The following is a 25,141-nucleotide window of genomic DNA, read 5'->3' on the forward strand; positions in this document are numbered from 1 at the left end:
GTAAAAATTAAGTTAGATTAACAAAATGCCCGTCGGCTAGATGGCTAGGCGGGCATTTTATTTGTTACACCGACTCGCGTGCTTATAAAAATCGCTGCCGTCGCGTAATATAGGCACAGTTTACGTCTATGTTGGCTAGGCCGTCTTCATAGACATGACCTAAGGGAGCAAAACGTGGTAGATATCGTCGATAAAGCCTTGCGTATGGGTGAAGGCCGTCAGTTAAAGCGCCTTGAGAACGTTGCCAAGGCTGTGAATGCGTTGGAAGATGAAATTTCTGCGCTTTCCGATGAAGAATTGAAGGGTCAAACCGCTAAATTTAAGCAGCGCTTAGATAATGGTGCAAAACTGGATGATTTGATGCCTGAAGCCTTCGCTACTGTTAGAGAGGTTTCAAAGCGTACGCTTGGCCAGCGTCACTTCGATGTTCAGCTTATGGGCGGTGCGGCATTGCATTGGGGCAATATCGCAGAAATGAAAACTGGTGAAGGTAAAACACTTGTTGCAACTTTGCCAAGCTATTTGAATGCTTTGGAAGGCAAGGGCGTTCACGTTGTTACAGTTAACGACTACCTTGCAAGCTACCAGAGTGAGCTTATGGGTCGTATTTACCGATTCCTCGGCATGAGTGTTGGCTGCATTATTACAGATCAGCAGCCACCTGAGCGTCGTAAGCAATACAACGCTGATATTACTTACGGCACTAACAACGAGTTTGGTTTCGATTACTTGCGCGATAACATGGCGTGGGAAAAGAGCGAGCTTGTGCAGCGCGGTCACCACTATGCTATTGTCGATGAGGTTGATTCTATTCTTATTGATGAAGCTCGTACACCTTTGATTATTTCTGGTCCTGCTGAAGGTGATGTAACTCATTGGTATCGCGAGTTTGCAAAGCTTGTTTTGAAGCTTAACCGCGATGTTGATTACGAGATTGACGAAAAGAAGAAAACTGCAGGTATTCTCGATTCTGGTATTGCTAAGATTGAGGATTACTTGGGTATTGATAACCTTTACGAGCCAGCTAATACTGCTCTTATTGGTTATTTGAACAATGCTCTTAAGGCTAAGGAACTCTTCCTTCTTGACCGCGATTATGTGGTTACTAATGGTGAGGTTTTGATTGTCGATGAGCATACTGGTCGTGTTCTTCCAGGACGTCGTTACAGTGAAGGCTTGCATCAAGCTATTGAAGCTAAGGAAAACGTGGAAGTTAAGGCAGAAAATCAGACTTTTGCTACTATTACTTTGCAAAATTACTTCCGCATGTATGACAAGCTTGCCGGTATGACTGGTACTGCAGAAACTGAAGCTGCAGAATTTATGGGAACATACAAGCTTGGTGTTCTTCCAATTCCTTCTAATCGTCCAGTTATTCGTATGGATAAGGATGATTTAATCTTCCGCACTAAGAAAGAAAAGCTTACTGCTATTGTGCGCGACGTTGCTGAACGCCATGCAAAGGGTCAGCCAGTATTGCTTGGTACTGCTTCTGTTGAATCTTCAGAAATTCTTTCTTCGCTTCTTGATGTTGCTCGTATTCCTCACCAGGTTTTGAATGCTAAGCAGAATGCTAAGGAAGCTGCTGTTGTTGCTGTTGCAGGCCGTAAGGGTGCTGTAACTGTTGCTACTAACATGGCAGGTCGTGGTACTGATATTATGCTCGGCGGCAATGTTGAGTTCCTTGCAGACGCTAAGTTGAAGTCTGAAGGATATTCTCCAGACGATACTCCTGAAGAGTATGAGAAGCGTTGGCCGGGCGTTTTAGCCGAAGTTAAAGAGCAGGTTAAGGACGAGCACGAAGAAGTTAAGAAGCTTGGTGGCTTGTATGTGCTTGGTACTGAACGTCACGAATCTCGCCGTATTGATAACCAGCTTCGAGGCCGTTCTGGTCGTCAGGGTGATCCTGGCGAATCCCGCTTCTACTTAAGCTTGGAAGATGATTTGATGCGCCTATTCAACACTCAGCTTGTTGCTCGTGTTATGGCTAAGGGCTTGCCAGAGGGCGAACCAATCGAATCTAAGTATGTTTCTAACGGTGTGCGCACGGCGCAGAAGACTGTTGAAGCTCGTAACTTTGAAATGCGTAAGAACGTTTTGAAGTATGACGATGTTATGAATAAGCAGCGTACTGTTATCTATGCAGAACGTCAGATGGTTCTTAAGGGTGAAGATATTCATGAGGACATCTTGAAGTTCATCAGTGACACTGTGGAAAGCTATGTTCGTGGCGCAATGAACGGTTCTGATAAGCCAAAGAACTGGGATTTGGACGGCTTGCAAAACGCTTTGTTAGCAGTTATGCCTGTTATTCTTGATTGGGATCAGGTTCGTGAAACAATTTCTAAGCTTAAAGGTGAGAAAGCTGTTATTGCTTTGCGAGATTTGATTGTTGATAACGTAAACAATTTCTACGATATCTTTGAAAAGCGCATTGGATCTGACGCAATTCGTCAGATTGAGCGCCGTGTTGTGCTGGCTGTGCTTGATCGCAAGTGGCGTGAACATCTTTATGAGATGGACTACTTGAAGGATGGTATTGGTCTTCGTGGCATGGGCCAGCGCGATCCTCTTGTTGAGTATCAGCGTGAAGGCTATCAGATGTACAACTCCATGATTGAAGCAATCAAGGAAGAAAGTGTGCAGCTTTTGTTCCACATTAATCTTGAGCAGGTTGCTTCTACAGAAGATACTTCTTCTGATTCTTCTGTCGATGAGGATGTTGCTCAGGCAGAAGCCGAAGTTGATTCTCAAGATCAGACATCTGGAATTGTTGGACCTGCACCTTTGAGCCATGCTGAAGGTGATGTTCCGTTAAGCATGCGACCAAAGAACGAAGAGTGGAAGACCCCTTGGTCTGATGGTCGTACGTTCCCAGGAACTAACAAGAATGATGAATGCCCATGCGGTTCTGGACGTAAGTACAAGCTTTGCCATGGACAGAATGAAGCTGAAAACTAAGCAAAACTTAAACTAGAACTTAAGTGAAAATTTAAGCTTAGAAAAATAAAATAAAAAATAAATAAGCTAAAAGTAAAGTAGAAGGCCACATACGTTTTGTATTGGCCTTCTACTTTTTTATTCAAAATACTTTTGCAATCTATAAAGCGTTTATTTTGCAGACATGTTTTTTTATGCTTTTGTTAGACTCTAGCTCCATGCCCATAATCTCTATAATCTTCTTTATAAGGATCTGGTTTTTTACGGCTTAAAAAGATCCCTAATCCGCCTAAAAGCATGAATATTGCGCTTATAATTCCAACAATAGTTGCGAGCGATGGAATAAAAGCACTCAAAATAATACCAGCAATACCAACAGCAAAAACAGTCCATAAAACAAATGTAACTGGAGAAATATCTTCCAACTTTGGATTAGGAGGCACAAAATCATCGCCATACTCGTCCATAGTCGTATCTACGTCAAGCCAACTTGAGCGAGTATTGTCGCGTGGGCCGCTACTATTTTTTGCAATCAAATAAAAATTATGTGCATTCTCTTTCTTCTTAGCATGCTTTTCAAAACTTTTTGCGTCGAGAGAATTAGAAATATCTTTTAGATCATCCGAATGATCCGCAATAAAATTCAGCCAATCATCTTCAAAATTTTTACTATTCTTTGCATCGTCATTATTTGATGATTGTGACATTCCTTTTCCGTAACGGTGAGGGTCGTTGGTATCCTTAGAAGAAGTCATGAATTATACTCTAGCAAGTGTGCCTGATTCTTGGTGTGCAAATTAGCGGGTGTCTGCTTGCTTGCAGAAAGGATAAGCTATGTTGTACTGGTTCTTCGTGAAGGGTCTTGGGGGTATTGCCCGCATGAGGATTCATCCATCAGCAAAAGGCGTTCAAAATGTTCCTAAAAAAGGTGGAGCAATTATTGCAGCAAATCATCTTGCTGTTATTGACGATGCTCTACTTCCTTTAACTTGCCCACGTATGATTCACTTTATGGGTAAAGCCGAATATTTTGAAGGAAAAGGATTAAAGGGACGTTTTAAGAAGTGGTGGTTTACTTCCGTCGGTGTGTTCCCAGTTGATCGTTCTGGTGGTTCAAAATCTCTCGGTGCTCTAAATCATGCTCGTGAAATTATAGAAAAAGGTCAGCTTTTCGGCATTCACATTGAGGGCACAAGAAGCCCAGACGGAAAACTGTATCGAGGTCATACTGGTGCTGCTCGTCTTGCTCTTGAAACTGGATGTCCAATCATTCCTGTGGCAATTATTGGCACAAGAGATTTGCAGGTTCAAGGTCAGATAATTCCTGCCAAAGGCAAAACGCAGGCAATCTATGGTGAGCCTATTCAAGTAGAGCGTGTAAAAGACGAAAGTGAGATTACTCACGAGCGTCTTCGTGAAATTACTGATCAAATAACGAAATCAATTCAACAGATGAGCGGTCAAGAGTACGTTGACGAATATGCTCAAACTGTAAAAGAACGAATGCGTCAAGCTGCAAAAGATAATCAAGCTAATAAGCAATAACGTGCACTAATACAAGTTAGTAACAGTTGGAAAGCTGTAAGCAAAGAACCAGTGAAGATGGCAGATACAGTAAGTTAACTGTATCTTAGATTACTGTAAGAGTAATAACAGAAGGATTGCCGTGTGAATCCTTCAAAGGAACTTCGCTACCAGCTCCAGGAGATTGGAACCTAACTACATGCATATAATCTCCAAGAGGAGCCGATATTTTAACCTGTAGACCAAGGCTTTCAATAATCCTACGAGCTTCTGCAGTGTTTTTGCCGCAAACATTTGGTAAGGTAACAGATTTAGGTCCTTTTGAAACAACAACTTTTACGCTGTCTCCCCAGTGCATTTGAGTGCCAGCATCAACCGAAGCGCTAATAATCCTACCTTTTGCAACAGTATCGCTATTTTCCTCTTCGTACTTTACGTCTAATTTAGCGCCGCTAAGAGCAACGTCAGCATCATCCTTAGTGTGATTAACAATATCCGGCATTTGAACAGGCATAGGTCCTTTAGAAAGAAGCAAACTAACTTCCTCATTGTGATTCATGCGCGTGCCCGGTTTAGGAGTAATGTCAACAACGCTTCCTTCTGGGACTTCAAGAGAGTAAACGTCGAGTGAAGTTCGATGAATAATATGAGTAAATCCAGCCTTGCGTAGTGCTTGCAATGGTTTCTTACCATTACGAGTTTTTGGATTAGTAATATCAGACGGAATTGTAGCTTTTTTAATACCGCGCGAAAGTATAATACGAAGCTTACTATTCGAGTGCTTACTAATGTGACTTCCAACAACATCAGGCACAGTGGCAAGAACTTTCCCTGAATCAACATCATCACTGTAGTCTCTGGAAACAGTGTAAGGAATTCCAGCAACCTTCAAAGTATGCTCATATTCTTGCCAACTAATATCTTTAACTTTGCAAGCTGCTTGATTTGCGCATCGAAGATCATCCGGCTTAGGAAGCGTCCAGTAGCTGCCAGGGCCTAGGAAGTACCAGAAGCTTCCAATAGCACCAAGAACTAGCACTGCAATAACACTTCCTCCTGCAATAGCAATTACTCGCTTTTTAGAAGATGAATCTTTTTTAGAGTCTGAATTAAAACTTGCAGGATGCAATGTTGGAATTAGTGGATTTATAGAAGTCTTATTGCGATTAAGCTCGTGTGAATCAATTGCAATAGTTGGCATATTGCTGTCGTCAAATTCTTCAAGCGGATTGCTTTGAGAATCAGAGTTAGTATTTTCTTCAGATTCTACAGCGGCAGTGCTTATTGCTTGAGTAGCATCTAAATCGCTTGTAGAATCATCTGAATCTTGAGAATACTTATAATCTTTAGTTTTATTATCGCTATCAGACTTATCAATATCTGTAAGGCGCAGATTATCTAGAGGAGATAATGAGTCGGAATCTTGCTCTTCCTTAACAGCATCAATTTTATATTGCCAGTCTTCAGCACTTAATTGTTTTGAAAGATTTCGCAATTGCGTTAATGCTTCGATAGCATTATCTGGTCGATCGTTCATATCGCGCGCAGTAAGCTTAGATATAAATTGCGCAACTTTTTCGTTAATATCTGGGCACGCTGTGCTTATTGAAGGAGTGTTTTCGTGAACATGCTTAAACACTAGCGTTACAGGATTGTCTGCAGTAAAAGGAACTCGTCCCGCAAGCATTTCCCATGCCATCATTCCAGCAGAATATAAATCACCTTGAGGTGTTGCAAGATTGTTCTCAATAAGTTCTGGAGCAAGATAAGCCGCAGTTCCAAGCAATAATCCGGTAGAAGAAAGAGTTGCTTGGGATATTGCGCGAGCCAAGCCAAAATCAGTAATCTGCACGTGACCGCGATCATTAATCAAAATATTTTCAGGCTTAATATCTCTATGCACGACTCCAGCTTGGTGAGCGGAAGCAAGACCGTCTAAAGTTTCAGCCAACAAGCGTAAGGTGTCACGAACACTAAAAGTGCCTTGCATGTTCATTTCGTAGCGCAAATTAACGCCGTGCACATACTCCATAACAAGATAATCAAGACCGTCGTATTCGCCAGTGTCATAAACTTGAACAATATGCGGGTTTGCTATAGCTGCTGCAGAAGTTGCTTCTCTGCGGAATCTAGCAATAAACTGCTGACGATGTACTCCTTGAGCAAGCTGAGTGTGCATTATTTTAATTGCGACAGGCCTATCGAGACGCTCATCCTGCGCCTGGTACACCGTAGCCATACCACCTTGAGCAATTTTACGCACAATACGATAGCGATTTTCAATGCACATTCCAGGCTGAACCTGAGTAGCTTCATCCATTGTCACAATCCTTATACGCGTAAACCTTGCTTACTATTTACAAGCCTACGTATGATTTTACAAGTAACGTAGTAAGTATGGTTGCTTTCGATAGTTACACTCAAATACTATTGTACATTACGCCATGCTTCAGGTATAAAGCGTTCGCTTATATTGTGAAGTATTGCTTTACCGCTGCCACTTAGAGGACTTTCATCAATTGAATTATTTGACTTCTGCCAAAGATTCATAATACGCTGTTTTGAACGTTCAATAGCTCCCGAAGTATGGTAGATTTGTATTATTTTTTCAACGTCGCTTTCACTGCGTTCTTCGCTTGTATAAGCTTTCGTTAGTATTTCTTTTTCTTGGTCACTGCCGTATTGCAACGCGTCTGCAAGTAGCACAGCACGTTTTCCTTCGCGAATATCTCCACCAATAGGTTTTCCTGTAAGCTTGCTATCTGAAACAATGTCAAGCAAATCGTCAGCAAGCTGGAAAGCAATCCCAAGAGGATCTCCAATAGAATTAGCAAGATTATAAGCATCGTTTGGATTCATTGATGCAGCAAGAAAACCAAGTGTTAAAGGAGCAATAGTTGTATAACTTGCTGTTTTCCACCTAAACACATTAAGAGAAGACTGTGCAAGCTCAGATGGATTATCAAGTTGCATCATTTCAATAGACAAATCCAAAACTTGACCAATACCTACATTTCGTTGCATTGAAGCAAAAGCTTGAAGTAATTCTTCACTATAAGTAAAATATTTCGCCGAATTTCTAGTAATATCAAAGCTTTCTGTAGCAAGCAAATCACCAAGCATAAGGCCAAGCCCTGAGCCTATGTGCTTGTTGTTGCATACAGAACTTAATGCACAATATGCACTCGGTTTTCCACGTCTTAAAGCTGACTCGTCAATAATGTCGTCATGAATTAATGCTGCGGTTTGAAATACTTCTAAAGCACAAGCAATATCAAATAAAGCTTTATCTTGAATCTTATTCGTAGTTTTTTCGCTAGAAGCAGCATTATAAGCACTTATAGTAAGTAGAGCTCTCAGCCTTTTACCGCCTTCGCTAGAAACGATAGCTTGCTTTATTACCTGCTGTAACGTTGTTTTACAGGTTGAAGAAAGATTATTTTCGGCGCTTGTGCAAAATTGTTGCGAAATTAAATACGCAATTCGAGATTCAATAGCAGCAAGATTGCAAGTATCGTCCGTTAAAGTGCTCATATTATGAAAGTTATCCACAGGGCTGAACAAGTAAAACACAATAGTTTACACGATTTAATGAGCTTATAACCGTTGCAATCGTTTTTTATTGAATACTATTTCGCATATTGAGAAACTTACACATATCAAGAATTACGCTCGTAAAACTTGATTTAATAATAAAAAATTATGAGCAAATATATGTGCAATACGTATTAATGAAGGGGAGTAATTATTATGACAGTAGCAGGTATTGATTTAGAAGAGAAGATTTCGCATAGTTGCATTGATGATTTTGATACTCAAAGCATATTGGAAGTTTATGGTGAAAGCGCTGATCTTTGCGATGATTCAATAGATTTTATTGGATTGGATGATTTTAGTAGTTTTGCTGGGCAAGAGATTTCGGACATTGAAGGAAAAATATACCCTTCGAAAGAATGTAGCTTCTTTATGACATTCCCAAAAGAATATGCGTATTTTAATTGCGATGAAAATTCTCAATGGGTTAAAGGCATACAGCATTGGATTCCAACAGTTTCAAAATCTTTTATTCAAAACGCGAATATAAACGGTAAAGAAAGCGCTGTTAGAAATACTGCATGTGTTGCTTTCGTACGATGGTGCGACATGTTTCTACACGACAAGAAAATGTTCGGATATGATTTAGTAAATCTTGCTATTGGAATGTTCCACAATATTAACGTCCGCGACGCAATGCTTATATCTATTTTAGATGAAAATCAAGAATGGTATGACGACAATGCTCTAGCAGAATTCGCATGGTATCCGCACACGCCTATGGTGTCAGATAGATTGCGTCAATTTTTAGAAGATAAGTTTATTCAAACAAGCAAAAAGCCGAATATAAAAAGAGCAATAACAGCATGCAGAGTGCTACAAGTTATGGCATTTGCTACACAAAGTATACCGGAGCTAACAGTGCAAATTTACGCACTTTTAGCCTATATTAGCTGGTGGTTTAGGCTAGGTAACGTTAAAAAATATACTGAGCGAGCATTGAGTATAGATAGTGATTGTACAATGGCAAAAATTGTTGAAGGAGCTTATGAAAATAAGCTTGAACCAGCCTGGATATCAGAATGCGCCACGCCGCAAGAAAAATAAGGGGGAATAATCGTCGTGCTTAAATGGTTTACTACTTAAGGTAAAACTTGCCCTTGCTTGAACTATGCCTATATGCGCTGCAAGGGGATACTACAGGAGGAACAGTTTGACGAGCGAAGTTGAATCATCAGCTGATCAGAGCGAAGAGCAAGATGGTAATAAGCCTGTAAAAGCACGTAAAACAAGTACTGCACGACAAAGTCACGCTCGCACTTCGTCTGCTGCTAGTAAAACGCGTAGTTCTCGTTCAAAAAAAGTAGTTGAAAATCAAACTGATACTGAGTTAGGTTTGAGCGAAGTCGAATCTGAAGTTGAAGCAGAAGTTCGCAACAATAGTGATAACAGTATCGATAATGCTCAAAATGATGCTATAGAAGATGGTGATCCATTAGCTATTGACGATTCATTAGACGATGCTCATCTTGACGATGAGGATCAAATGAATTTGGAAGATTTGGATGATATTCATCCAGAAGATATAGCTGATGTTGATGATCTTGGAGATGTTGATGTAGATGTTGATAGTGATCTTGAAGATGATGTAGATGATCTTGAAGATGTTGAAGACAATGATCAACATAAGCATGATGTTCCTCAAGTTCCACAGGCTAAGGGCGCATTTATTGTTCGAGATGACGATGATGACGATAATCTAACTCCTTCCGGAAATCCTAAGCGTCGAGTTATTGCTACAGGAGCTACTGCTGACCCTGTTAAGGATTATTTGAAGCAGATTGGCCGCGTGAGCTTGCTGAACGCTGAGCAGGAAGTCGATTTGTCTGAACGTATTGAGGCTGGCTTGTACGCTCAGCATTTACTCGATACCGAGATTGACAATATGGAATTTAAGCGCAAGCGCGAACTTAAGTGGGCTGCGGCAGACGGTAAGAAAGCTAAAGATCATCTTTTGGAAGCAAACTTGCGTCTTGTTGTTTCTCTTGCTAAGCGCTATACCGGTCGTGGAATGCTTTTCCTTGATTTGATTCAGGAAGGTAATCTTGGTTTAATTCGAGCTGTAGAAAAGTTCGATTGGAAGAAGGGCTTTAAGTTCTCCACTTACGCAACATGGTGGATTCGCCAAGCAATCACTCGCGCTATGGCAGATCAGGCTCGTACAATTCGAGTTCCAGTGCACATGGTGGAAGTTATTAATAAGCTTTCTAGAGTTCAGCGTCAAATGCTTCAAGACTTGGGTCGCGAGCCTACGCCAGATGAGCTTGCGCGCGAGCTTGATATGCCAGTTGAAAAGGTGCAGGAAGTACAAAAGTATGGGCGTGAGCCTATTTCTTTGCATACACCTTTGGGTGAAGATGGCGATTCTGAGTTCGGAGATTTGATTGAGGATACCGACGCAATCGCACCATCTGATGCTGTAGCATTCTCTCTTTTGCAAGAGCAGTTCAGGCAGGTTCTTGAAACATTAGCTCCTCGGGAGGCTGGTGTTATTAAAATGCGCTACGGTTTGGAAGATGGTCAGCCTAAGACTTTGGATGATATTGGTCGCGTTTATGGCGTTACTCGTGAGCGTATTCGCCAGATTGAGTCCAAGACAATGTCTAAGTTGCGTCATCCTTCTAGATCGCAAACTTTGCGTGACTTCTTAGATCAGTGATTTTGTAACGTTATATTGCAAAAGTGTCGTGTTTCTACTTTAGTTAAGATGCGACACTTATTGCTTAATAGTTAGCTTATATAAGGGGTAGAAGTGGTCTCTAAAGAGCAAGAGCAATATGATGCCGACAGTTTGACAGTGCTAGAAGGCTTGGATGCTGTAAGAAAGCGTCCAGGAATGTATATTGGCACTACAGACAGCCAAGGATTAATGCATTGCCTCTGGGAGATTATTGACAATGCGGTTGACGAGGCTTTGGCTGGTGCTTGTGACCATATTATTGTTACTCTTCACGACGATGGATCTATTGAAGTTGCAGATAACGGTCGTGGCATTCCAGTAGACGTTGAGCCTAAAACAAAGCTCACTGGTGTTGAAGTTGTTTTAACTAAACTTCACGCTGGAGCAAAGTTTGGTAACGCTTCTTATAATGCTGCAGGCGGTTTGCACGGCGTTGGCTCTTCTGTTGTAAACGCTTTAAGTTTACGTTTGGATGTTGAAGTTGATAGAGACGGTAAAACGCATCATATGGCGTTCCATCAAGGACATCCTGGTGTTTATAGTGATGCGGATCCGGAGCATCCATCTCCAGCATCTCCGTTTAAGCGCACGCGCAAAAATAAGCCTACTGAGCTTGAAATTATTGGCACTGTTTCGCCAAAAACTACCGGAACTCGTGTACGCTACTGGGCGGATCCAGAAATCTTCAATTCTACTGCTCATTTTAGCTATGAGCAGCTTATTGCTCGCGTGCGTCAAACAAGTTTCCTAGTTCCTGGCTTAAAAATTACTGTTATTGACGAGCATGTTCCTGAAGGTGAATCTGCAAATATTGAAGAAATTGATTCTCCTGAAGATAATGTTGCAGAAAATGATGTTGTAGAAAATAATCTTCTTGAAAATCAGTCTGATAATAGTGATGACTCTGTGGCTGAATTTGAAGATTTAGAATCTGAAACAACATTAGAAGATGAAGATAAGTTTGAAGATGAGACTGAAAATATAGCGATTGAAAATTCTGAATCTGAAGAATCAACAGCACAATCTATTGCAAATGCTGAGTCTGCTAGCTCAATGCAAAATAAGCATCACCCTCGCGTGATTGAGTTTTTGCATAATGGTGGCGTTAAAGATTTCGTTGATTTTCTTTCAAAAGGTGAAGCAGTATCCGATATTTGGCGTATTTCTGGCGAAGATACGTATGTAGAAGAAACGCAAGCTGTTGATTCTGCAGGAGATTTACACGCACAGCAAGTAACGCGTAAGTGCGGCGTTGACATTGCAATGCGTTGGGTAAACGGCTACGATTCAACGATTATTAGTTTCGTAAACGTTGTTGAAACTCCTGGCGGAGGTATGCATGTTGACGGCTTTATGCAGGGATTAACTAAGCAGATTCGTAAAGCCGTGGAAGATAATGCTAGAAAGCTTAAAGTAAATCTTAAAGACGCCAACACAAAAATTGAGCGTGACGACATTATGGCAGGCTTGGTAGCAGTCGTAACGGTTCGAATTGCTGAGCCTCAATTCCAAGGTCAAACTAAGGATGTTCTTGGAACCGCACAAGTTAAGCCAATCGTTACTAAAATGACTGATGCTCAATTTGGTGAGATGATTACTGGATCTAAGCGAGGATTCAAAGAGCAGTCTGCTAGAGTTTTGGAAAAAATCGTTTCCGAAATGCATGCGCGTATTCAGGCGCGTAAAACTAAGGAAGTTACTCGCAGAAAGAACGCTCTAGAGTCCGCTTCAATGCCGCCAAAACTTTCCGACTGCCAGCCTGGAAACGACGATGTTGCAGAACTTTTCATCGTCGAGGGCGATTCTGCACTTGGAACTGCAAAAGCTGCTCGAAACTCTGCTTTCCAAGCGCTTCTTCCAATTCGCGGTAAGATTTTGAACGTGCAAAAAGCAAGCCTTGCGCAAATGCTTTCCAATAAAGAGTGCGCTGCAATTATTCAGGTTGTTGGAGCAGGATCTGGCGCAAGTTTTGATATTTCGCAAGCGCGTTATAACAAGATTGTTATGATGACCGATGCAGATGTTGACGGCGCACACATTCGTATTTTGCTGCTAACGCTGTTCTACCGTTATATGCGTCCGCTTATTGAGCACGGTCACGTTTATGCTGCAGTGCCGCCTCTTCACAGAATTGCGCTCGCTGGAAAGCGCAAGGGCGAGTATATTTACACGTATTCCGACGACGAGTTGGCTGGAAAGCTAGATGATTTGCAAGCTAAGGGCATTGATTTTAACAGTGATATTCAGCGCTACAAGGGCTTGGGTGAAATGGATGCGGATCAGCTTGCAGACACAACTATGGATCCTAGAACGCGCATGCTTCGAAGAATTCGCATGGAGGATGCTCAGCAGGCTAGTGAAGTGTTCGATTTGTTGATGGGCGATGACGTTCCTCCGCGCAAACAGTTTATTGTTGATAATGCGGATGACTTTGATCGTTCCAAAATCGATACCTGATTTTGCTATATAAACACTTTTTTGATAAGTGAAACTGAATTATTAATTACACGTGAATTACTTACGAGTATTGATTACGCGTAAATTACTTACACAAAATCCTCCTGTCTAGTGAATTGCTGCAGGAGGATTTTTTATGTGGACTATTTATTTAGTTATTTAGTTATTTACTAGCAAACATATCTTTTGCATACTGGTGAATGTCATCTGGATTTATCATATTGTATTTTTCTTTTATTTTCGTAAAGTATTCGCCAATTATATTTTTGCTGATTATTTTATTTGATGAATCATCAGCTTTTAGATTGCCGCGAGTAAGTATCCAAGGCTCCTCATGATGCGTAAATCGTTCAAGTTCTTTACCGCTGTAGCAGCAAATATTATCAATAACGCTATCGCATATTGCTTTTTCAGTAGCAGATAGTGTAGTTGTTAGTTCTGCTGTAAGTCTTGTGATATCGCTTTTTTGAGCGTATTTGTAATCAGCTAATTTTCCTGATGATTTAATTCCTGATATTTCTGTTGTTGGCGAATCGATTGGTGTAAAAGTGTAGTCTTTATAGCGCAAATAGACGTCTTTATACACAGGTCCATGAACCCATGCTTGACAATCATCGGTAAATAAGAACGATTTATAGAATGCAAAGTAAAAACCTTGTATATAGTACAATGATTTTTGCAAAGCAAGGGGAGTAATGTCCTCACATTTTACGAGCAAGTATTGTATTACATAGTTTATTTTGTTGCTTGAATCTGTGTTAATAGAGCCGTTATTGCTTGAAGAATTGTTGGACTTAAGCAATAGTTTTTGAGTTGCCTTGTAGCTTTTTTCGTAGCTAAGTGCGGATTTCAGATTATTTTTATTACTGATTAATAATTGTAAGTAATATTCCGGGTCATTATAAATGCGTTGCAAAATGTCAGAATATTGTTTTGAGGGGATGTCTCCGTCTGCAAATCTAGAAAATGTCTGTTCTCCCCAGCCAAGTAGCAGCGAAAGTGGTCGTTTACCTATTGAGTATTTAGTAGGTATTTCGTTGATTTTATCAAGTGGAATAATATTGTTTTCTTTACGATACTCGTCATACAATGCTCGAAGATTTGCGTCGATAATTTCTGGTACATATACGGCAGAATCGCATTCTTTGCAGTGTGCCTCTGTGCCGGTGTAGGAATATTGTTTTCCTTTAATAGATGCAGTCATTGGAATGGATTTTGTTGAGTACTCAACTTCATTCCTGCATTCTTCGCAAAATGTTTTATTATCTTTCATTATGAGCCTTTTATTGAGAATTAGCAGATTTATTATTTTTTTTTTTGAGTTGTTTATTAGATTATTTAAATAAATAATCTATCTGTTTATTTGCTTTATGAAATGAAATAACAACTGTTCTATTTTGCTGAGAAATAGTAATGATATTAAACTTCGTGTAAATGTTTACCATCTCACATTTACCTACGTGTGATAGTTTTACGCGTGGTGCGAATACGTAAAGCGTTTCATATTCATAGCCTCTTTTTTTGTTTTTTAACGAATGACAAAAATCTTCCACTTCTATGTTGAGAAGTATATTTTTTTGAATATCTGATCGTATGTTGTATTCTCGAATGAAGTTTATGTTTTCCTGACGATTTTCGTTTAATGAGATGGTAAAGCGGTCATTTTTTATGCAATCTTTTATCTTTGCGAGTATTGCTGAAATTTCTTCTTTTGTGTAATTCTGATTATAGTTCTTGTTCATATACCACCTCCACTCTTATGATACAAAAAATAAGTGCATTCATCAAGAAAAACGCATCTATTGATGCATAAATAATTGCACATGCATTTTAGAATAAAATTTATTAGCCTTATTAATGTTCTTGGCTTGTTTTTATGCTTTAAGATGATATGCAAGAAGTCTTCGATAGAGATAATCTTGATTTTGCAATATTTTGTATTGAAAATGTTGCTAAGAAACTTAATCAAAACCCTCGTGATACGTATGATGCTTTAACTAAGAAAAGTAATATTCTTATGTCTTATATTGTTTCATCTTATGATGCTTTACATACTCAAGGCAAAGAGTATATTACAAACGACATTATTTCCTTCATGCGCGAAAAAGGTGTGGCAAGTTTTTAGGGGAGTGATGGATTTTGAAGGCGAATCCTGTTTTGTTGCAAAAGAAGTATGCGAGGGTTGTAAGTCTTCTGGCTGAGCGTGCTGGGTTGAGCTATGAGCAGGCGCTTGACGTGTTTTACCATTCTGTTACTTACGATTTGATGCGTAATGGCATTTCGGATATGCATTGCATGAGTGATGAATATTTAGTGCAAGATCTGGTAGAAAAAATGCATGAATGTTAATGATTCTGATGCGTTTTTTAATTCATAATTTTGTATATACATTATACAGAATTATGGTATATTGGTTAGTGTGGTTGCATTCTTAGGATGAGATTGCAGCTGTGTGATTTTTATTTTATAAGTTTTTTAAATTTGTTTATTTTGCGAGGAAGAAATGAACAAGAGAACTGTGCTCGTTTTGTCGACGACGATGATGAGTATTGCTACTGCTGCTTGCGCTTTTTGCGTTTCGCAGACTGCGAATGCGGCTGAGAAAAGCGTTACTAACGTTGAAAGTGCTGTTGCAACAACAAAATCTTCAACCCCCCCCCCCAGTTGCAAATAGCACTTTTACAAATACTGGTGCTTCTAACGAAAGTAGCCTAAAAACTGAAGATTACTCAAAGAAGAGTGAAGATTCTGGAATTTCTGAAAATGGTGATGCAAAGGCTGCAGAACCTACGAATAGTAGCGCAAAGACTGAAGTGAGCTCGAAAACAAGTGCCGAGATTAAGAATGAGACTGGGGCTAATGATAAGCCTGAATCCAAGTCTGAGACTATTGAGAAGAATGATGTAAAGTCTGAGTCGAAAGAAGATTCATCTTCTTCAACAATTTATAATCAAATGTTTTTGGCAAGTACTGGTAAGCCAGCTCCTATTCAAAATCCTGCAACACAGACAACTGAGCTTAAGGTTAGTCTTTGTTGGGAAACCATGAACGGTGATAATAACAATGCGCTAGTTAAATCTGATAGCGATTTTGGTCAACTGAATTTTGTGAATTGGGATTTTGGTTCCACGCTGGACGCAAGTAGACAAGACGTGAAAGACGCGTTTTCAAAGATTAAGTTTCAGATAGTAGATACAACAGATAACAACAAGGTAGTAGCAACGACTACTGGCACTTATGATGCTACTACTGCTACTAGTGCAACCAAAAGCTTGGGCAGTTATGATTCAAGCCATACTTACGAAGTGTCAGTAGTAAATAGCACAATTCCAAGCCCGTATTATGTGACCTATAATAACGTTTCTGCAGATGAAGGTGATGAATTTACACCTAGTGTTAGCAACTTTACGTGGACTCCAGCTAACGGGTCTAATAAAACTTATCAAAACAAATATTTTCGACTAAACGCATTGGAAATTGTTTATGCGAAGGATGAGTCTGTGGCGGACAAGTGCTTCTCGTATGAACAGCCTAAAAAGGAAAATGGTGACTATCGATCTGATGGTGATTGGAAGTTTACTTATAACAATGACAATATTTTTAAGCGCCTTCGTGTAGATAATAATGCTATTCAATTCCCTAAGGATAAAGATGGCAATCTTATACATCCTGTTAAAGCAGGTTTTAAGTTTGCTGGCTGGCAGTTCTATGTTGCTAGAAAGACAAACGGCATAGCATACACATCGTATGACCGTATGAGTGATGATGATAAAAAAATCATTAATAGCACAACCGTTGCTTACGTACCGTTTAATGCTCAGACTATTACCTACCCATATCTATTTGCTGTGCTTAGGGATAACAAGGGTGTAAATACGTTTGGCAGTAAACTCGGTACGCAGTATTGCTCTACAAATCACACCTTTGTTGTGTTCCCTAAGTGGGAAGTTGCTGGTTATACAGTTACTTTTATGAATGGGAATACTCAATATAAACAAGTAAAAGTGCAAGAAAACAACTCTATTGATAGTGATGAGTGGACTGACCAGTCTATGCCTCAAGATCCTACGAAAGATGGGTTTACTTTTAAAGGATGGAATACTCAAGCTGATGGATTGGGTTCAAAGTTCCTTGCTAGCACTAAGGTGAGTGGCGATTTAACAGTTTACTCCATTTTTAAGGATTATCCGCCGGTTATTACAGTGCAGAATAAGACGATTACCGAGGGGGATTCGCTTGATTTAAATAGTCTTGTTGTGTCTGCAACCGATCAAGAAGATGGAGACTTAAAAAATAAGGTTCAGATTACCAATAATGGCGGTTTTGATAATAGTAAAGTTGGTTCGTATAAGATTACGTTTAGTGTAACAGATAAAGGTGGTGCTAGTGCAACAGCAGCTGCCACAGTGACCGTTACTAAGAAGCCAACACCTCCAACTCCGCCAGCTCCTACGCCGGAACTTGAACCGGAGCCAACGCCAACTTTGGAGCCGGACATTAATTGGGATGATATTCCGAATATAGATTTGACTCCAGATCAAGAACCTGAGTCAACTCCTGTTCCTGTTGCTCCAGCTCCTTCGCAGCCAGAGCCGGAAGTTAAGCACGTTGTTAAGAATCTTCCTAAAACCGGTTCAACAGCAACCCCGGTTCTCGCTTCCGCAATTGCTTCGCTTTTCGCCGGTTTAGCCGGTTTTGCTGAATCATTTGCTGCAACTCGTAAGCGCAGAAACTAGTTATAAGTTGTAAGTAATACGTAGTTTTAATTGCTTACGTTTTAATAATTAAGGCTTCTGTTTTATGTTTAACGCATAAGCAGAAGCCTTATTTTTCGTCACGCGATATGCTGTTAATGCTTATTGGGCTACACTTGTTTGGTGAGTTGTTTTGTAAATACATATTGACTAAGGTTGGGGAATTTTTATGGTTAACATTCTTCTTGCTGTTATTTATCTTGCTTTTATTAGCTTGGGTTTGCCGGATGCTCTTCTTGGAGCTGCGTGGCCTACGATGAGTCACGATGTTGGCGCGCAAATTTCTTGGGCTGGTGGAATATCAATGGTTATTTCTGCAGGAACAATTGTTTCTGCGCTGCTATCTAATAGGCTTACGCATAAGTTTGGCCCCGGGAAGGTTACGCTTATTTCAGTTGCTTTAACAGCTTTAGCGTTACTAGGTTTTTCTTTTGCGCCTAATTATCTTGTGCTTATTTTTCTAGCTATACCGTACGGTTTGGGTGCAGGAGGAGTGGACGCGGCTCTTAATAATTATGTTGCAGTGCATTATGAAAGCTGGCACATGAGCTGGCTTCACTGCATGTGGGGAATTGGAGCTTCTCTAGGTCCTTACGTTATGGGTTTTGCGCTTTCTCACGGCCGGCGTTGGCCTGCAGGGTATCAGTATATTGCTGTTATACAAATTGTTTTAACTCTTGTGCTGTTTATAAGTTTGCCACTGTGGAAAAATAATAATAAAAAGGCAGAGCCGCATAATCTTACTGAGGTAAAGAAACAATCTTCTGGAATGCTATCTTACAAGGAAGTTTTGCTTATTCCTGGAGCTAAAAATATTCTTATTATGTTCTTTTGCTATTGTGCTTTGGAACAAACTGCAGGATTATGGGCTAGTAGTTACATGGTTTTGCATGGAGGAGTTGGCCGTGTTGTTGCAGCTGGTTGGGCAAGCTTGTTTTATGTTGGTATTACGGTTGGTCGTTTTGTAAGTGGATTTCTTACTATGCGTTTTAACGATGCAACAATGATTCGTATTGGGCAGTGCGTTATGCTTGTTGGCATTCTGGTATTGTTGCTGCCTTTGCCGAATCATATTGAGCTTATTGCAGGATTTGTAATTATTGGGCTTGGTTGTGCTCCGGTGTATCCGTGTATTATTCACTCAACTCCGCAATATTTCGGTGCAGATAAGTCGCAAGCGATTGTTGGCATGCAAATGGCAAGTGCATATATTGGATCTATGGTAATGCCTGCGATTTTTGGAATAATTGCGCAGAATGTTTCTATGGTTCTGCTTCCGGTTTATTTGCTTATTCTTCTTGCTGTAATGACTTTTATGCACGTGCGTCTGCTTCGAACTTGCGAAAGTTGAGCGTGAAAGTATTTGCGTGTGCGTTTAAGTTTAAGCTTTTATAATTTTGTATATAAATTATACCGAATTGTGGTATATTGGTTAGTGTGGTTGCATTCTTAGGATGAGATTGCAGCTGTGTGATTTTTATTTTATAAGTTTTTTAAATTTGTTTATTTTATAAGAGGGAAAAATGAACAAGAGAACTGTGCTTGTTTTATCGACTACGATGATGAGTATTGCTACTGCCGCTTGCGCTTTTTGCATGGCACAGAGCGCGAATGCGGCTGAAAATGTTACAAGTGCGTCTGCTGTTGTGAATGCTAATTCTAATGTTTCGAATCCGGGATTTTCTGACGGGGGGGGGTATCCTTCTGCTAAAAATCCTGATAATGGTAAGGGTGATGCTAGTTCCAATGATGCTGCGCTTTCCAAGGGTTATGACAATTCCAAGAATGTTACGCTTTCGAAGAATGATTCTAATTTCAAGGATGATGCTGGTGCCAAGAATGTTGATTCTTCGAAGAATGATGTAAATTCTAGTAATGCGAACATTCCTAACAATGCTGCTGCAAATAATAATGTAAAAGATGATAGTTCTGCAAACGATTCGTCTGATGTAAAGAAAAGCAAAGTAGCTGTATACAAGTCGGCTCAGTCTGCAAAAGAAGTATCAAAAGAAGATAAAGCGGCAGAAGAGTCCACAAATAGTGGCGAGAAGAAAAACGAAGTTAAGCTTAACGAATATGGCAAATACGATTTTACTACTGATGAGAATGTAACCAATCCGTTCCCGAATGTTATTACGCCTGATGAAGTAAAAGAGTTGCAGGATAAAACAACGTCCGCATATCCTTTCCCGCTTATTGTTAAAAGTTTTTATACTCCTGCTGGTAAAGAGTTTAAAGTTGTGAATGGAAAACCTGTAGGGGACACTCAAGAATTTACGTATACAATCCAGAATAAATATCATGATATGCTTGGTCGCATTGATAATTACATTTTTATCCCTCGTGCCGAAAAAGCGTACGGTGGTGAGGGTGAGATACGTCCATATAAATCTTCTCGTGAGTTTAGGAATAATGATGGATCTCTAAGCTTTGATTATAGTAAAGCTCCTGATACGGTGATACCATACACGCTTGAAATAAATGGGAAATTTATTGGTAAAGACCTTACAACAAAAACGCCTTTTGAATATTACATGCATAGAAATCAAACCTTTGTGCATATGACAATGTACGGTCGCAAAGATGATGAAATTATTTATGGAAATCAATCTCTTAATTATGAGGGTTCAAGTGTTGCCCCGGGATTATTTGTATTTATACCAGAGTGTGGCGCGCAGTTTCATTTTGTAGATGATTTACAATATCGCAATGTTGCACGTATTGAAGTTACTGGTGAACTTTCTCAGCGTAGTGATGGTGAAACTGACAAGTTCTCTACTAAATCGTTTACCAAGCTAAATATAACTGATTTGCAAAATTATAAAAATGTGTATAATGTAAAGTTTTGCAATAACGCTATTGCAAATTATTTTATTCCTCTTCTAAGCTACGAAGGCGACCCAAAGAAAGATATTGTTGAACGCCCAACGATGGAAGAACTTAAAAACACTAACATCCCTGGTTATTTGTATTACAGTAACGACATTGATACTCCTGAAGGTGGCACATTCACCAAGGAAAATACCAAGAAATTTGGCAACTACGACTATGGTATTGTTCGAGATAAGGATGATAATCAAGTAACCACAAAGCACTATTATGTGACTTTTAGGCCGATTCCTACGCAGCTTGTGGTGCAGTACAAAGATTCGCAAAACAAGATTGAGAGTGGTAAGAAGTATGCTATTTATTCTGGAAATACTCTTGTAAGTAATACTCTTACTTCATCTTCTAATACTCCAACAGCTCCTACAAAAGATGCACTTCAAAAGATGATCACAGACAAAAACACGGCTTTGCTTCCTGAGGCGGCTGGCTATATTTCTGGCAACGATGTGTATCTTGCTCCAGGAAACTATACTGTGAATCCAACTGCTGATGCTCCAGAGAACTATGAGTGGGTTGCTGATTCAAAAGATATTGCTAATTCTTCCACTAGTGTGAACTTTAGTATTGGAGTAAATAAAAGCGATACGGATTCTACTCAAAAAGTTGTTACTTTTGTGTTGAGAAGAAAGATTGCTGTAGTCAAATTTATAAATGATGATGAAAATAATCCGTATGCAACTGTGAAAGTTCAGCAAGGTCTTTCTATTAGTGGCGATTCTTTAACTGACCAGTCGATGCCGCCTGATCCTACGAAGCCTGGTTTTACTTTTAACGGTTGGTTTACTGGGAAAGATGGTAAAGGTACTAAGTTCACTGGAAATACTACTGTTAGTAGCAGTATTTCTGTGTATAGTTCATATACGTCTAAACCTCCAACACCTCCAACGCCGGCTGGTGATAAGCCGAATCCAGTCCCGAAACCAAAGCCTATTCCAAAACCTGAGCCAGAAGCAGAGCCAGTTCCTGAATTGCCGGTTCCTGTTGCTCCAGCTCCGATTCTGACGCCTGCTGAGCCTGAGTTCGAACCTGAGTCCGCTCCAGCTCTTTCGCAACCGGAGCAACCGGAAGCTAAGCGCGTTGTTAAAAGTCTTCCACAAACTGGTTCAACCGCAACTTCAGTTCTTGCTTCCGCAATTGCCTCGCTTTTTGCTGGGCTTGTGGCATTGGTAGCAGACTTAAAGCATCTCCGAAAAAATTAAAAATAGTTAATTATTTATGTTGATGCAAGTTAAGTAATTGAGTAGTATTACTAAGTAAAATTACTTAGTAATACTACTTAGTAATTATATAGTTTGTAAATTGATGGCTTTATTGTTTGCGTTATCAATTGGGGAGGAAGATTAAATGCCTAATCAAGATACTGTTACATGCTCGTTTGTTATGGATCGCAATATTTACAACCAGTATAAGCATGTAGTTAAATTACGCGGAGATAATGTAAAAAACAATTTAGTTAAATATATGCAATCGGTTATTAAATATGATATTCCTAATGCGGATACTATTGAAGCTATTGAGGAAGTAAAACAGCTTAAGGCTAATCCTAATAAAAAAACTTACGGTTCATTTGCTGAACTTTTGCAAGATATTGACAATGATTGACCGTAGCGATAATCACGAGATGTCTATGAGCGTTTATAAGAAATATCGTATTGCGCGCTCGCGCGTGTTTAAAAAAGATTTGAAGCTGGCTATTAAACGTGGATATAACATTAGTTTGATTGAAGAAGTTGTTGATATTCTTGCGTCGGGCGTGAGCCTTCCTGAAAAATATAAGGATCATAAACTAACTGGTAATTATGATGGTTGCCGAGAATGTCATATAACTCCTGATTGGTTGCTCGTTTATGAGATTGCAGATGATGAACTTATATTATATTTGACTCGAACCGGCACTCATTCTGATTTGTTTGGCAAATAGTAATTGCTAATTTGTGAGCTTGGCCACATTTTTGTTACGAATTGAGTTGTAAGTTGTAGAATATCTGATGGTTCAATGCTATTAAATACCTGAATTATATTTGTTTTAGTGTTGATTCCGTTATTTTTCTAAAGATTATAGAAGATTTGGTTTTGTAAGAGGAAAAATGAGTAAGAGAACTAACATAATTTTGACTAGCACTATGATGGGTATTGCTACTGCTGCTTGTGCTTTCTGTATGGCGCAAAGTGCGAATGCTGCCGAAACTTCAACTGCTTCTGGTGTTACTACGACTGTAAATTCTTCTAAAGCAGGTTCTAATACAGAAACTTCTAATACAGCAACATCTTCTAACGAAGGTTCTTCTGACGTAACTTCTTCTGAAGTAACTTCTAATACACACAATGGGGGGGGGGCTGCTTTAGATAGCACTTCCGCAAAACCTTCTGTAAATACTGTACCTTCCAAGTCTAGCGAAACTGCAAAAACTGCTGAAACCACAAAATCTACTAAATCTACTAAATCTGCTAAAGCTTCTGAATCTGTAACTGATGCTGAAAATTCTGAAAATGCTAGACTTACACAAACTCTTATAGATGTAAGCAATACTGATCTTCAAACAAATAATCGTGAAGATAGAAGCGTACATGCATCTGCAGAATCTGTATCAGCATCAACTGATTCGGGTACTACAGATGATGCATCTTTAACCTGGACGCGCGAAGACTTTAACATTTCTGCCGATGGTAAAACTATTGGAGGCAGGAAAGATGTTCATTATCCGGATACCGGTCAAACGGTAAATGAATATGTAGATGGACTTAGCGAAAAGGGCAAGGAAAAGCTTAAGAAGAATCATCACATTGTTATTCCTGAAGGCATTGAAGTTATTCATGAGTGTGCTTTTACTGGACACGCAAAACAAGTTGGGAATAAGCAGCATGAACATATTGACGGCGAAACCTATATTGAAGGCGTAACGCTTCCGCAATCTCTTAAAATCATCGAATACGGTGCGTTTGGCTGGAACAAAATTAAGGGTACCGTTATTATTCCAAAAAATGTCATTTCAATACATAGCGCAGCATTTGTTGCTAATGAAATTGAAAAAGTGGTGTTTGAAGGCGTGCTTGATGGCAAGGGCAAAGAGCACGCTACGGATACTGCGCCGTATTATCTTGCTGGAGTTGGCGAAAAGGCATTTCAGGGTAATAAAATTTCTGAGATTGTCGTAAAAGGTAATTTAGGGAATTATCAATTATTCCCATCTAATAATCCACAAAAAAGCGATTCTGTATTTGATAATCAAAATCCTGGACCTTTCATTATTGAAGTAGGAGAGGAATACAAGCGCCCTATTACAATTACGCAAGAAAACTCTAATCATACAATCAGTGTTATGGAGGGTTTTGCCGAGAATGGAACTCCTACACTTATTGATCAATCTTCATACTTTAAGAAAAACGCTGACGGTAAATATATAGCAGTAAAAACTGGAACGCTTGACGGTCAGTGTATGTTTTACGACATGCTTAATAATAATTTTAGAGTACTTGGCATTTCGCACTTTACTTACAACATTATTCCTAAGGCTAAGATTTATACCGTAACATTTGTGAATGGAACCGATCAAAACTATGCAAAAGTGCAGGTAAAAGAGAATAAATCCATAAAGGATAAAAGCGTTGCAGGTCAGGTTATGCCGGCTAATCCTTCTAAGGATGGTTATACATTTAGAGGTTGGAGCACCGACAAAACTGGTAAAGATAAAACCAAGGAATTTAGTGCTGCCACACAAGTAACAGACTATATAACAGTTTATGCTATTTATACTCCTACTCCAGCTGTGCTTAATGCTGTTCCTTCGCTTATCGTGCAGGATAAAACCATTACTGAGGGAGACCCTCTTGATCTAAGGTCACTTATCGTATCTGCAACTGATAAAGAAGATGGAGACTTAAAAAATAAGGTTCAGATTACAAATAATGGCGGTTTTGATAATAGTAAAGTTGGTTCTTATGTTATTACGTTTAGTGTAACGGACAATGGCGGTGCTACTGCAACAGCGTCTGCAACAGTAACTGTTACTAAGAAGCCAACGCCTCCAACTCCACCAGCTCCTGCGCCAGAACCGGAGTCAACTCCAACTCCTGTTCCAGTTCCTGAATCCGCTCCAGTTCTTTCGCAACCGGAAGCTAAGCGCGTTGTTAAGCATCTTCCTAAAACTGGCTCTTCAGTAGCTATGGTAATAAATTATTTGTTTGCATTTGTGACTGCAGGAATTTTTGCACTTGTAGAAGCTAGAAAATCACTTCGCAGATATTCCAAACATGCTCGCAAAAACTAGCTCTAAAAAAGTGTAAAACTAGCGCAGCAAAAACA

General features: G+C 39.7%; 19 protein-coding genes. 14 read left to right on the forward strand and 5 right to left on the reverse strand.

The genetic code is table 11. The features are described from left to right. The first annotated feature begins 174 nt into the window (after positions 1-174). Positions 175-2,961, forward strand: a complete 2,787-nt coding sequence (secA, locus tag HXT33_RS03205; protein WP_419388766.1) for a preprotein translocase subunit SecA — start codon at positions 175-177, stop codon at positions 2,959-2,961. 182 nt (positions 2,962-3,143) lie between these two features. On the opposite strand, the gene HXT33_RS03210 is transcribed toward secA, so the two are convergent. Beyond that, positions 3,144-3,695: a hypothetical protein gene (locus tag HXT33_RS03210; protein ID WP_004136106.1), complete on the reverse strand. Its 552-nt coding sequence runs from the start codon at positions 3,693-3,695 to the stop codon at positions 3,144-3,146. Positions 3,696-3,774: 79 nt separating this feature from the next. Between HXT33_RS03210 and HXT33_RS03215 the strand changes: the two genes are divergently transcribed. Further along, a complete protein-coding gene (locus HXT33_RS03215) occupies positions 3,775-4,485 on the forward strand; it encodes a lysophospholipid acyltransferase family protein (RefSeq protein ID WP_421787561.1) in 711 nt (236 codons plus the stop codon). 85 nt (positions 4,486-4,570) lie between these two features. Here the strand turns inward: HXT33_RS03215 and HXT33_RS03220 are convergent, their stop codons facing one another. Together HXT33_RS03220 and HXT33_RS03225 are read right to left on the reverse strand one after the other, a co-directional pair. Continuing rightward, a complete protein-coding gene (locus HXT33_RS03220) occupies positions 4,571-6,784 on the reverse strand; it encodes a protein kinase domain-containing protein (protein ID WP_421787563.1) in 2,214 nt (737 codons plus the stop codon). A gap of 107 nt (positions 6,785-6,891) precedes the next feature. Continuing rightward, complete coding sequence (locus HXT33_RS03225) at positions 6,892-7,998, reverse strand: polyprenyl synthetase family protein (protein ID WP_410313357.1); 1,107 nt, start codon at positions 7,996-7,998, stop codon at positions 6,892-6,894. Positions 7,999-8,214: 216 nt separating this feature from the next. Here HXT33_RS03225 and HXT33_RS03230 point away from each other — a divergent pair, with 216 nt between their 5' ends. The 3 genes from HXT33_RS03230 (at position 8,215) to HXT33_RS03240 (ending at position 13,195) form a co-directional block, all read left to right on the forward strand. After that, positions 8,215-9,105 carry a hypothetical protein gene (locus HXT33_RS03230; RefSeq protein WP_421787565.1) on the forward strand — a complete coding sequence of 297 codons (891 nt, stop codon included), beginning with the start codon at positions 8,215-8,217 and terminating at the stop codon, positions 9,103-9,105. 106 nt (positions 9,106-9,211) lie between these two features. Further along, positions 9,212-10,717, forward strand: coding sequence for an RNA polymerase sigma factor (locus tag HXT33_RS03235; RefSeq protein WP_421787567.1), 1,506 nt, complete (start codon positions 9,212-9,214; stop codon positions 10,715-10,717). A gap of 93 nt (positions 10,718-10,810) precedes the next feature. Continuing rightward, entirely contained in the window at positions 10,811-13,195 is a 2,385-nt protein-coding gene (locus HXT33_RS03240; RefSeq protein WP_421787569.1) for a DNA gyrase subunit B, read from the forward strand. A 163-nt stretch (positions 13,196-13,358) separates the two neighbouring features. Here HXT33_RS03240 and HXT33_RS03245 read toward each other — a convergent pair whose 3' ends face one another. Together HXT33_RS03245 and HXT33_RS03250 are read right to left on the reverse strand one after the other, a co-directional pair. After that, on the reverse strand, positions 13,359-14,468 hold the full coding sequence (locus tag HXT33_RS03245) for a type II TA system antitoxin MqsA family protein (protein WP_419388772.1): 1,110 nt from the start codon (positions 14,466-14,468) through the stop codon (positions 13,359-13,361). Between the two features lie 61 nt (positions 14,469-14,529). Next, positions 14,530-14,937 carry a hypothetical protein gene (locus HXT33_RS03250; RefSeq protein ID WP_308583194.1) on the reverse strand — a complete coding sequence of 136 codons (408 nt, stop codon included), beginning with the start codon at positions 14,935-14,937 and terminating at the stop codon, positions 14,530-14,532. A 149-nt stretch (positions 14,938-15,086) separates the two neighbouring features. On the opposite strand from HXT33_RS03250, the gene HXT33_RS03255 reads away from it, so the two are divergent. The 9 genes from HXT33_RS03255 to HXT33_RS03295 all read left to right on the forward strand — a co-directional run bounded on the left by HXT33_RS03255 (position 15,087) and on the right by HXT33_RS03295 (position 25,106). Beyond that, positions 15,087-15,320 carry a DUF3791 domain-containing protein gene (locus HXT33_RS03255; protein WP_116793995.1) on the forward strand — a complete coding sequence of 78 codons (234 nt, stop codon included), beginning with the start codon at positions 15,087-15,089 and terminating at the stop codon, positions 15,318-15,320. A gap of 14 nt (positions 15,321-15,334) precedes the next feature. Continuing rightward, positions 15,335-15,544, forward strand: a complete 210-nt coding sequence (locus HXT33_RS03260) for a DUF3791 domain-containing protein (RefSeq protein ID WP_004136124.1) — start codon at positions 15,335-15,337, stop codon at positions 15,542-15,544. Between the two features lie 154 nt (positions 15,545-15,698). Next, positions 15,699-15,869: a hypothetical protein gene (locus tag HXT33_RS03265; protein WP_421787571.1), complete on the forward strand. Its 171-nt coding sequence runs from the start codon at positions 15,699-15,701 to the stop codon at positions 15,867-15,869. After that, on the forward strand, positions 15,820-17,931 hold the full coding sequence (locus HXT33_RS03270) for an InlB B-repeat-containing protein (RefSeq protein WP_421787573.1): 2,112 nt from the start codon (positions 15,820-15,822) through the stop codon (positions 17,929-17,931). The genes HXT33_RS03265 and HXT33_RS03270 overlap by 50 nt, the downstream gene beginning before the upstream one ends. Before the next feature lie 187 nt (positions 17,932-18,118). Then, positions 18,119-19,300, forward strand: coding sequence for an MFS transporter (locus tag HXT33_RS03275; RefSeq protein ID WP_415682051.1), 1,182 nt, complete (start codon positions 18,119-18,121; stop codon positions 19,298-19,300). Positions 19,301-19,472: 172 nt separating this feature from the next. Next, a complete protein-coding gene (locus HXT33_RS03280) occupies positions 19,473-22,037 on the forward strand; it encodes an InlB B-repeat-containing protein (protein ID WP_421787575.1) in 2,565 nt (854 codons plus the stop codon). A gap of 145 nt (positions 22,038-22,182) precedes the next feature. Next, positions 22,183-22,440 carry a hypothetical protein gene (locus HXT33_RS03285; RefSeq protein WP_004136131.1) on the forward strand — a complete coding sequence of 86 codons (258 nt, stop codon included), beginning with the start codon at positions 22,183-22,185 and terminating at the stop codon, positions 22,438-22,440. 25 nt (positions 22,441-22,465) lie between these two features. After that, entirely contained in the window at positions 22,466-22,759 is a 294-nt protein-coding gene (locus tag HXT33_RS03290; RefSeq protein WP_116794594.1) for a type II toxin-antitoxin system YafQ family toxin, read from the forward strand. Positions 22,760-22,925: 166 nt separating this feature from the next. Then, positions 22,926-25,106 carry an InlB B-repeat-containing protein gene (locus HXT33_RS03295; RefSeq protein WP_421787577.1) on the forward strand — a complete coding sequence of 727 codons (2,181 nt, stop codon included), beginning with the start codon at positions 22,926-22,928 and terminating at the stop codon, positions 25,104-25,106. The last annotated feature ends 35 nt before the right edge of the window (positions 25,107-25,141 follow it).

The organism is Gardnerella sp. DNF00753, assembly GCF_049244275.1.
Taxonomy (GTDB): Bacteria; Actinomycetota; Actinomycetes; order Actinomycetales; family Bifidobacteriaceae; genus Bifidobacterium; species Bifidobacterium greenwoodii.

What these genes read in the sequence shown, in the direction of transcription:
- HXT33_RS03210 (WP_004136106.1), bottom strand. Translation starts at nt 3,695, where the DNA reads ATGACTTCTTCTAAGGATACCAACGACCCTCACCGTTACGGAAAAGGA.
- HXT33_RS03215 (WP_421787561.1), top strand. Translation starts at nt 3,775, where the DNA reads ATGTTGTACTGGTTCTTCGTGAAGGGTCTTGGGGGTATTGCCCGCATG.
- HXT33_RS03220 (WP_421787563.1), bottom strand. Translation starts at nt 6,784, where the DNA reads ATGGATGAAGCTACTCAGGTTCAGCCTGGAATGTGCATTGAAAATCGC.
- HXT33_RS03225 (WP_410313357.1), bottom strand. Translation starts at nt 7,998, where the DNA reads ATGAGCACTTTAACGGACGATACTTGCAATCTTGCTGCTATTGAATCT.
- HXT33_RS03230 (WP_421787565.1), top strand. Translation starts at nt 8,215, where the DNA reads ATGACAGTAGCAGGTATTGATTTAGAAGAGAAGATTTCGCATAGTTGC.
- HXT33_RS03245 (WP_419388772.1), bottom strand. Translation starts at nt 14,468, where the DNA reads ATGAAAGATAATAAAACATTTTGCGAAGAATGCAGGAATGAAGTTGAG.
- HXT33_RS03250 (WP_308583194.1), bottom strand. Translation starts at nt 14,937, where the DNA reads ATGAACAAGAACTATAATCAGAATTACACAAAAGAAGAAATTTCAGCA.
- HXT33_RS03255 (WP_116793995.1), top strand. Translation starts at nt 15,087, where the DNA reads ATGCAAGAAGTCTTCGATAGAGATAATCTTGATTTTGCAATATTTTGT.
- HXT33_RS03265 (WP_421787571.1), top strand. Translation starts at nt 15,699, where the DNA reads ATGAACAAGAGAACTGTGCTCGTTTTGTCGACGACGATGATGAGTATT.
- HXT33_RS03275 (WP_415682051.1), top strand. Translation starts at nt 18,119, where the DNA reads ATGGTTAACATTCTTCTTGCTGTTATTTATCTTGCTTTTATTAGCTTG.
- HXT33_RS03280 (WP_421787575.1), top strand. Translation starts at nt 19,473, where the DNA reads ATGAACAAGAGAACTGTGCTTGTTTTATCGACTACGATGATGAGTATT.
- HXT33_RS03285 (WP_004136131.1), top strand. Translation starts at nt 22,183, where the DNA reads ATGCCTAATCAAGATACTGTTACATGCTCGTTTGTTATGGATCGCAAT.
- HXT33_RS03290 (WP_116794594.1), top strand. Translation starts at nt 22,466, where the DNA reads ATGAGCGTTTATAAGAAATATCGTATTGCGCGCTCGCGCGTGTTTAAA.
- HXT33_RS03295 (WP_421787577.1), top strand. Translation starts at nt 22,926, where the DNA reads ATGAGTAAGAGAACTAACATAATTTTGACTAGCACTATGATGGGTATT.